Source organism: Dapis hubbardiae BLCC-M172, from assembly GCF_050016015.1.
In the GTDB taxonomy this organism is placed as follows: Bacteria; Cyanobacteriota; Cyanobacteriia; order Cyanobacteriales; family Microcoleaceae; genus Trichodesmium.
This window is the reverse complement of the sequence record NZ_JBNHEQ010000115.1, coordinates 26,661-36,274: the sequence shown is the minus strand read 5'-3', so window position 1 is coordinate 36,274 and position 9,614 is coordinate 26,661. Positions and strand designations below refer to the sequence as shown.

Here is a 9,614-nt window from a genome sequence, read left to right as displayed (position 1 = left end):
AATTTAGCCTCATACTATTTTTTAGTAAAAATACTATAATAAATAATTATTCCTAGATTCAGGAACATCTTTTTCTATTAGTGCTTCAGCAAATTTATCAAATTTAGCCTCATACTATTTTTTAGTAAAAATACTATAATAAATAATTATTCCTAATTTTTTCTGAGACTTAGGTGTATCAAGTTATATTAATTGCATCTTATGTATAAGCAAAATAAAATTTTTGATAAATTCTACTATTCTCAGCTTGGAGTTTTGTATAATTTCTGTTAGAGTTATAGTTAATTTTATCCAAAAGTTAGATGAAAGATTTCTAAATTTGTTTTAGACGTATCATCTATTAAATTTTTACTTTAACATCAACAAAATTTGGGAGTAGAAATTAACCATGAAAAAACTCAGAGTAATATTTTGGCTGATTTATATTTTAGTAACATTATCTAATCCAGAAAAAGCTAAGTCTACCTCACCAGAAAATTTTTCTACCTTTACAGAATGGTGTTTAAATCAAACTAATATTTCTTCTACTGCCAAATATACTGTTAAAATTCTTTTGCAAAAAGCCAGAACAGAAAATTGCGTTGAAGCAGGGGAAAAACTTTCTCGCCTCTCCTTTATTTCCCTCAGCAATTATCGTATTAGAAACATTACCCCAGTATCCAGCCTCAAAAATCTCACTCGACTTTCTCTGAATGATAATCAAATTGTCGAATTATCCGCCCTATCTCAACTACCAAAACTGACTCGTTTATCTCTCGATGGTAATCGAATCAGAAATGTTTCTGACTTCTCTAAATTAACCAACCTAACTCACCTCAGTCTCAGTGATAATAATATTAAAGATTTGTCTCCCTTATCCAACTTAACTAAACTAACTCATCTTAAACTAATTTTTAATCAAATAGAAGATTTATCTCCCTTATCTCACTTAACCCAATTAACTGAACTAAATCTTGGAGTTAATCGCATCAGTAATATCAGCCCTTTAATAACTTTAACCAATTTAACTCACCTATATCTTAATGATAATAATATTAGGAATCTTTCTCCTCTATCAAACCTAAACAACCTAACCAACCTATATTTATATCGGAACGAAATTAGTGACATTTCGCCTCTATCTAACCTAACTAACTTAACTTATCTTAGCCTCAGCGATAACTATATTATAGAAGTGTCAAATCTTTCTAGTTTAAATAATCTAAAATCTCTGATTCTAGTTTTTAATCAAATTACAACAATAGACTCCTTATCAACCTTGAGGAACCTTACTTTACTAGATTTAAGTCGTAACAAAATAACAGATGTTAGTTCCTTATCAACTCTGACAAAATTACAATCCCTATATCTGCGAAATAACCCTGTTACTGAAAAAAATTGCCCTATTCAACCAGAATCAATTTGTCGCTTCTAACAATTTTATGCAAAAGATAGTAGAATCTATTCCTAGATAAGTTAGTAAGTTAGTAAAATCTTAAAATGCTAAAAATATTTTCAAGTATAACTCGCGCCTACAAAAAAACAATCTACCTCTCAACCACTTTGACTTTATCCCTAGGAATTTCTCATTGTTTACCCGCATTTTCCCAGGAGTCAAAACCAACAAATAACTACACAACATTTCAAGAATGGTGTGAAAATAAAGCTAATCTTCCTGAAGAAACTAAACATACTATCAATCTTTTATTAGAAGAAGTTGATACAGAAGATTGTAATGTCGCTAACCAAAAGCTTTCTAGTACGGATAGAATCAGTATATTTCGCCGTGAAATTAAGGATGTCAGGCCGATTTCTACTCTCAAAAATCTGACAATTCTCAACCTTAAATTTAATGAAATTACTGATATTAGTTCCCTGGCTAATTTAACTAATCTGATTGACCTCGATCTATGGAATAATCAAGTTTATGATATTAGTCCGCTTGCTAAATTAACTAAACTGAAAAACATAAATCTTATTAATAACCCTATTAAAGATATTAGCCCTTTATCAAATTTGACTAATTTAACTAACCTTGCTTTAGTAGGTAATAAATTTACCGATATTAGCGCTTTATCAAATCTAACTAAACTGAGCAATATTGCCTTAAATCGTAATCAAATTACTGATATTACTCCTCTATCAAATTTAACTCAGCTTACTAGAATACGTCTTTCTAACAATAAAATTGAAAATATTAGTCCTCTGTCAAAGTTAACTAAGTTAACTAATCTGGAACTTGTAGACAATCAAATTACTGATGTTACTCCCCTATCTCAGCTTACCAGTTTAACTTTTCTCAATCTCAGAGATAATCAAATTACTGATGTTAGTTCCCTAGAAAAATTAACTAGATTAAGTACCCTTAATTTACAAGGAAATCCTCTGAATAAAAAAATCTGTCCTGTTAAATCTAGTTCAGTTTGTAGATTTTAATCTTTTATAATTTTAAGTTTTCAGCAGTTAGCTTTCGGATAGTAATTTCTGATAGCTAACTCAGACTTTTATCACCTTAAAATCAAACAATAGATAATTTACTAATAGATTTTTTCCTCTTGATTATTTACAGTAAGCAACTCTGGAAAGAAAACTGCTGAAGCATAAAATTATTATAACTGGTAGCTGAATAGTAATTAGGGTTTGCTGAAAAAGTCTTTTTTCAGGAGTAGGGGAGCGAGGTAGTAGGGGAACGGGGGATTAATTTTTGGGGTACTCTCTTGAGCAAAATGTGCTCCTTTTTGAGCATTCCTTTTTGAGCATAAATAGCTAAAAACTAGGTACTTTTTCCAGACTTAAAAAGGCTAAAACCTTGATCTGTCAATCATTTTATATTTAATCAGTAGAGCAATAATTATCTACATAAAATTTATGAAATAATTTTTTCTCTTGATGCTTCAAACTTACCAATTATGCAAAGAAAACCTCAGTATAAAAAAATAACTGGCGGGTTAAGAGTAATTGTTAAGTAGGTTGTTTAAAAAATACAAAACCAATGTAGCAATCCTATTTTATTTGTGTCAAAAATTCTACGGCTTTTTCGGGAACAGGAAACAGGTAATAGTTTCAGTTTTTTTATTTACTTTTTGATTTGTTACTACCTATTTAGGATTACTATATCCCCACAAAAATTTCCTAATGCCCTCACCTCAAAACTAAACAATATAAAATTTCCGAAATAATTTTTTCTCTTGATACTCCAAACTTACCAATTATGCAAAGAAAACCTTAGGATAAAAAAAATAACTGACGAATTAAGAGTAATTATTAAGTAGGTTGTTTAAAAAATACAAAACTAATATAGCAATACTATTTTATTTGTGTCAAAAATCCTACTGCTTTTTCGGGAATTAGGTTGTTTAAAAAATACAAAACTAATATAGCAATACTATTTTATTCGTGTCAAAAATCCTACTGCTTTTTCGGGAACAGGGAACAGGAAACAGATAGGAGTTTCAGTTTTTTTATTTACTTTTTGATTTGTTATTACCTAGTTAGGATTACTATATCTGCACAAGAATTTCCTAATTCCCTCACCTCAAAACTAAACAATATAAAATTTCCGAAATAATTTTTTCTCTTGATACTCCAAACTTACCAATTATGCAAAGAAAACCTTAGGATAAAAAAAATAACTGACGAATTAAGAGTAATTATTAAGTAGGTTGTTTAAAAAATACAAAACTAATATAGCAATACTATTTTATTCGTGTCAAAAATCCTACTGCTTTTTCGGGAACAGTCAACAGGCAACAGGTAGGAGTTTTGGTTTTTTTATTTACTTTTTGATTTGTTACGACCTATTTAGGGCTTGGTGAAAAAGTATTTTAGTAGTGGTAGGAGTCAGTCATCAGGAGTCAGGATAAATAGGGAATTTAGAGTAGGTAGTCAGAAGAATAGTCCCTTAATTTTTCTCTAAATATTGAGCAAAAAATGCTAAATTTTTGAACCTTTTTGACCTAAAATTTCGTACTTTTTCCAGACATAAAAAGGCACTTAGCTTTATTTTAGCTTTATTTGTCAAGGCTTTTATATTTAATCAGCAAACCCTATTTAGGATTGCTATATCTGCACAAGAATTTCCTAATACCATTTCTCCATGAAGTTGCGCTTAATAAAAGATGACAGCTATTGGCAAAATTCAGGTTTGAGTAAGAATTATTAAGCGCATTGTTATAGAGAAATGGTATAATTCCCTCACCTCAAAACTAAACAATATAAAATTTCCGAAATAATTTTTTCTCTTGATATTCCAAACTTACCAATTATGCAAAGAAAACCTCAGTATAAAAAAATAACTGGCTGATTAAGAGTAATTGTTAAGTAGATTGTTTAAAAAATATATAACTAATAGTACCAATAATAATTGATAATTACATTACATTCCAGATTTATTAGGAAAAGTTCCACTAGCTTTTTCAATAGTTTTTGAAGTATTGAAGTAAGTTTTTATTTTTGAGGTAATTATCCATTATCCTAAGCATTTAGCCATCAGCTATCAGCTATCAGCTATTGTTTTTTGTTTGAAATCTAAACCCCACCCTTAAGACTATACTTTATAAACATCTTTCTTAATATAAAAGTCTATAATGGATAGCTTTAATACCAATTTCATAAAATATTGCTACAGTCACAACATAGGGAACAGGGAACAGGTATGGAGGGAACAGGGAAAGAACAACATAATAAAAAAAGAGTAAAAAAGGTTTTATTTTTACAATTTATGGAATTTACAATTTTTTATTGTAGGAATAAATCACAAATTAAGATGTAACTGCCTTTTTTGAATTTGGTATAAGACCTGGATATTATTGCTAATAGCTGAATGCTTACCAATTATCAATTAATGAACTAGCTATTTATATTCCTGGAGATATTTAACAAGATAATCAGCTATTTTATCACTAGCTCCTGGTTTTCCCATTCGCTCTAAACCATTCTGAATACAAGCTTCTAAATACTCTTTATCTCCCAAAGTTGCTTTTACTTTTTGAGCAGCTTCTTGCAGAATAAAACTATTAGCTGCTTGTTTACCAATAACCTGTACTGAAGAACCTAAAAGTCTAGTTTGAGCTTCCGCAAAACGATAGGTAAATGAAGGACCTTCACCAGGAATAGTAATTACAGGTTTTCCTAATCCTACAGATTGTTCTATAGCAGTTCCAGCCATACCAATTACTAAATTTGAATGTTGTAAAATATCTGCAAAAGCATCCTCATAACAAATTACTTCTATTGTATATTCTTCAGTTAAAAATGTTAATTTACCCCTTTGATATTCCCAACCTTCAGAAATACCTATTGCCTCTAGTTCAGACATTAAGATAGGTACAGTTGCTACGCGGAACTGACAAACATTTACTCCCATAACTTTGACAATTTCTTTAACCAGTTTCAGCAGCAAACATAAATTCCTACCAGCTTCCGGTAAACGGGAACCAGGCAAAATAGCAATAGTAAATAACTCTGGTTTAAGCTGTAAATTTTTCCCTGTTGAAGTTAAATTATCCATAACTGGCGTACCAACAAATTCTGCCTTCTTAATTCCTTGTCGGTTTAAATCTTCTGCCGTCAAAGCATCCCTAGAAAAAACTTTCAAACATCGAGAATTATTGAGTAATTTTGGCAATATTAAACCTAAATTAATTCGACCTTCATAATAACTAGAATCAGCCGAAAGAAATACCACATAAGGAACCTTTGTCGAATAGGCGATCGCTGCTACTACAATATCTCCAGTAGCCATAATTAAATCGTAATTTTTAGCAAATTTCCAAACTGTCTGTAACTGTCGCCAAGTTAAACTAATTAATCCTTGTCCCAAGTCTTTAAATAATAACAAAGGATTGAGATATAAAAATCCTCCCGATGGCATATTTGCTGTAAGATTAATAATTGGTATATTTAAACTTTTATAACTATTACCAGAACCAACAATAGGCATAGCTGATATATTTGTATCAGGGGAAATTTTTCTGAAAGCTTTAATAATTTGACAATTATGTGTATCTTCTCCATGACCATTACTTAGAAAAAGTATATTTTTTGTTTTCATACTAATTAGGGAGTAGGGAGTAGGGAGTAGCGTACTTTAGAGATTTTTTATACCGAAAATGACTCCAAACTTAGTATTAGCAAGGCAAATACTTCACAGTGCTAAAAATAGCTGGAACCTAGATATATCAAGAAAAAAGTTGATTTAAGGTAAAATCACTACTGTATAATGTTTTGAGCTTATTTTTAACCTATTTTTTTCTCAAGTCTAAGTAGGAAAAAGTCACTTATTCTTTGATATTTGAGAATAGACTTTTGCATCAAAGAGTGAGTAGGAAGTAGGGACAAATAATTGATAATTTATGGGGGATAATTGATTTAATTTTTGATTATTAGAGATGTCTAATACTCAAACTAAAAACTTTCAGGTATAGGCAGGAAGATAAAAATAATTAACAAGTATCATCAATTTTTTATCTGGTAGTAACATAGCCTGATCCTCACCTTCAAGCAAATATTTTTATGATAATAATTGTTTTTCTATAAACAGCATGATTCCACAAAGTTACACCATTTTAGAGTGTAAATATTTTAACAGTTTTCTAGTGAGAGTCCTATAAATAACCAAATTGAATTTGGTATCAGGAAAAAATACTCGAATATTTTATCAAAAAATGACTTAAGAAATGATTTTTTTTGATACAATAACTTAAATAGGGAAAAAGTAGGTGAGGCGGTTGCGGACTCAATATTGATTTTGGGTCTGAGGAAAGTCCGGGCTCCCTAAAGACCAAGCTTGCTGGATAACGCCCAGTGCGAGCGATCGTGAGGATAGTGCCACAGAAAAATACCGCCTGTGTAGATTAAATATTCTTTAAGTTTACTAGGTAAGGGTGCAAAGGTGTGGTAAGAGCGCACCAGCAGTGTCGTGAGGCACTGGCTCGGTAAACCCCGGCGGGGAGCAAGGTCGGAGGAACAATGGTTGGTCTTTTTCCAGTTCCGTTGCATTATAGATTTATCTATGATGTTAGGTGTACCGCAAGAGGTGTCTGGTAACAGGCATCCTAGATAGATAACTGCCCTCTTAACTGGTTTCAGTTGAGAGAACAGAACCCGGCTTACTTCCTACTTTTTCCTTATTTTTTTATAGCATAGGGCTTACGCCAAGACCATGTATATAGTTTTCAAAACTATAACGTTATAGTTTTTTGACTCTATATATAGTTAGTACCACTGCAGAAGTCCTGTAGCAATTAACATTAATCTAGGGCTTGCTGATTAATTCTCAAAGCATTTACTAATAGATAATTGATTCCTAGAGGTTTAAAACCTCTCATTTTCAATAGATAATTGATAATTATAGAGAATTTTCATTATCCACTATCCATTAGACATCTGCTGAAAAAGAATAAGCTTCTTGCTCTTAGAGGCAACAGGCAACAGGCAATAGGAATATAGATTTTCAGAAAAAAGCTAGAAAAAAGGATTTTTTCTGGTAAATTTAGCGGGATTCAGCTAGTATAAACAATCCTTGAATTCCCGTTATTTATTTTCTGGAGTTGTCTATTATTCATTTTTCATAATCAATTAATAAAAGATCAAGGCTTCAGTTTTTTTAGGATAGAAATAAAGTACCATATTTTAAATCTAAAACGCTCAACAAGTTCTTAGCATTCTGGGCAAATAAGGGAAAAAAAATCTCTCCTTCCACCCCACTCTTCTACTCCTGAAAAAGACTTTTTATGCCAACCCTAATCTATATAGCAATCCTATTTTATTTGTGTATAAAAATCTTACCGCTTTTAGGGAACAGGCAACAGGCAACAGGCGAAAGTTTCAGTTTTTTTATCTACTTTTTGATTACCCGGGATCTATGCGCGGATTGCCATATTCTCTAAAGCCTCACAAAAAATTGCTATAATAATGTTGTGTAATGATTATGAATTAAGGAGAATAGAATGTCAGAATATTGGGCTGGTAAAACACCATCAACAGAGCAATTAAATTACTGGATTAAATTTTTTCATACTAATGGATTTTTAGTAATTCCCAATGTATTAACACCCGAAAAATGTGAATTTCTTAGAAATGACTTAGACAAAATTTTAAAGAAAATTGAAGATGAAAAATATGACATATCTAATCCATTAGTAAAAGCTTACGCATCAACCAAAATAATGGAACGAATGTTTGAGCATTCCCAAGATAATCTAGACTTATTTGCCATGGAACCAATTGTTACATTTGCAGAAGATTTAATCGGTGGAGCAAATGGAACAGGTTACTCAAGAGATGATGGAATTCCTAACGCTAATGTTGTTCATGTTATTCACAATAATTCTTTTAAAATTCCTCCTCAAACTGATGGATTAGCAAAAAATAAATGGCATCAAGATGATACACCACACGCTCTTTCCCTTGATGGCAAACCCCTAAATAATATTCGCTTAAATGTTCTAGCATTTACTGTTAATTATTACTTGACTGATGTATTGTCTCCAGACAATGGACCAACCCAAGTTATCCCAGGTTCACATCTTTTTGGTAAATTTTGCGACGGCGATATTTCAGGATATGAAGATAAAATTCATAGTTGTCTTGGAAGAATGGGTACTGCAGTTTGTTTCAACAATCAAGTTTGGCATAGAGGTTCTAGAAATTCATCTTCTATCACCCGGTACATTACACAAATTACTTATGGGAAAAGATTAGTTGGTCATAAATATGCACCATTTATGAATTATCAGATGCCAAGTCATTGTTATGAAGGAGGAGATGAAAGATTGAAGAGAATTTTGGGATTTTTACCTCATGGAGCTTATGGTTGATGATAAATATTATTGGAAATGCTAACTATTTAGAGATTGAATGTATGAGTAAATAAGTAGTTTAAAAAAATCTAAAACTAATAGGCAGATGCCAGATAACCTGAGAGAAATTGTTTAATAACTATATATAGCAATCCGCGCTTATGTTGCGGGTAATTAAAAATTAAATAAAAAAGTTGAAACTCCTACCTTCTGGAGCTGTAAGAATAGTGCCTGTTGCCTAAAAAACAGTAAGATTTTTGCCACGAATATGCGGAGGATTGCTATATCATAGTTATACTATTTTCAAAAAAGGCTATTACATCGTAATTTTTGATTTATTCCTACAATAAAAAAATATAAATTACATAAATTCTAGAAATCAAACATTTTTTCCTCTTTAATATTTATGTTTTTATTCCACCTGTTCCCTGTTCCCTGTTCCCTGTTCCCTGTTCCCTGTTCCCTGTGTCGTGACTTTAGCAATATTTTATGAAATTGGTATTATTAAAGTATATTTCCTAGAAATGAGGTACAAGATTGAATAGTAAAACTGTCTAACTTTTTATCAGTTAATGACAGCCTATTCCATGTAACTAAGGTACAGTAATTATAGTGAATTTACTTTATAAGAATGAAAACTTAATTCCATACTTCAAAAACTATTTAAAAATTTATTGCCACTTTACTTCATAAACCTGGAATCCACTTTAATATTAATTACTTGAATTTTGTTCACAACCAATTTGCGATAATATAAATCCCAATCCTCTAATCAGTTGTAATATTAATTACTTGAATTTTGTTCACAACCAATTTGCGATAATATAAATCCCA

The 9,614-nt window shown here is 31.0% G+C and carries 4 protein-coding genes and 1 other RNA gene; 4 read left to right on the top strand and 1 reads right to left on the bottom strand.

Annotation, left to right across the window (positions count from 1 at the left end; genetic code table 11):
- Positions 1–388: 388 nt before the first annotated feature.
- The gene (locus ACP6PK_RS10900) at positions 389–1,414 is read left to right on the top strand and encodes a leucine-rich repeat domain-containing protein (protein ID WP_426559618.1); all 1,026 of its coding nucleotides are present in this window, start codon (positions 389–391) and stop codon (positions 1,412–1,414) included.
- A gap of 65 nt (positions 1,415–1,479) precedes the next feature.
- Positions 1,480–2,415 (top strand): leucine-rich repeat domain-containing protein, encoded by a 936-nt coding sequence (locus ACP6PK_RS10895; RefSeq protein WP_426559617.1) that lies wholly within the window; start codon positions 1,480–1,482, stop codon positions 2,413–2,415.
- Between the two features lie 2,416 nt (positions 2,416–4,831).
- On the opposite strand, the gene ACP6PK_RS10890 is transcribed toward ACP6PK_RS10895, so the two are convergent.
- Positions 4,832–6,031, bottom strand: a complete 1,200-nt coding sequence (locus tag ACP6PK_RS10890; protein ID WP_426559616.1) for a lipid-A-disaccharide synthase-related protein — start codon at positions 6,029–6,031, stop codon at positions 4,832–4,834.
- Between the two features lie 660 nt (positions 6,032–6,691).
- Between ACP6PK_RS10890 and rnpB the strand changes: the two genes are divergently transcribed.
- Together rnpB and ACP6PK_RS10880 are read left to right on the top strand one after the other, a co-directional pair.
- An RNA gene (gene rnpB / locus ACP6PK_RS10885) (RNase P RNA component class A) lies at positions 6,692–7,106 on the top strand.
- An 822-nt stretch (positions 7,107–7,928) separates the two neighbouring features.
- Entirely contained in the window at positions 7,929–8,798 is an 870-nt protein-coding gene (locus tag ACP6PK_RS10880; protein WP_426559615.1) for a phytanoyl-CoA dioxygenase family protein, read from the top strand.
- Positions 8,799–9,614: the final 816 nt, after the last annotated feature.